Annotated in this window: 1 protein-coding gene; it reads right to left on the reverse strand. The window is 69.7% G+C overall.

Annotated features, from left to right (window positions below; translation table 11 throughout):
- On the reverse strand, positions 1-399 hold a 399-nt coding region (locus I6F21_RS38370), incomplete at both ends, for a protein kinase (RefSeq protein WP_225184470.1).

The following is a 399-nucleotide window of genomic DNA, read 5'->3' on the forward strand; positions in this document are numbered from 1 at the left end:
CAGGCGGATCGCGGCTGTCGCAGTGCCTTGCAGGATGGCCGTCATCAGCGCCTGCGCCTGGCTGCGCTGGGCATCAAAGGGCGAGCGCCCACAGAACACGACCGCGCCAAGCAGCCCGAGTGCGTAGACATCACAAGCCACGCCCACCGGCTCGCCTCGCAGTTGTTCGGGCGCCGCGAACTCCAGCGTCAGCGGCGAGGCCCCGGCGCGGGTCAGCTCCACCTCACGGTCGTCGAGCAGCCGGGCAATGCCGAAATCGAGCAGCCGGGGGCGGCCTGCAGCGTCGATAAGCACATTGCCAGGCTTGATGTCGCGGTGCACCACCAGCCGGGCATGAGCGTGCTGCACGGCCAGGGCCAGCTCGATCAGCAGGCCGACGCGTTGGCGCCAGCTCAGACC

It is taken from the genome of Bradyrhizobium sp. NBAIM03 (genome assembly GCF_020194055.1).
In the GTDB taxonomy this organism is placed as follows: Bacteria; Pseudomonadota; Alphaproteobacteria; order Rhizobiales; family Xanthobacteraceae; genus Bradyrhizobium; species Bradyrhizobium yuanmingense.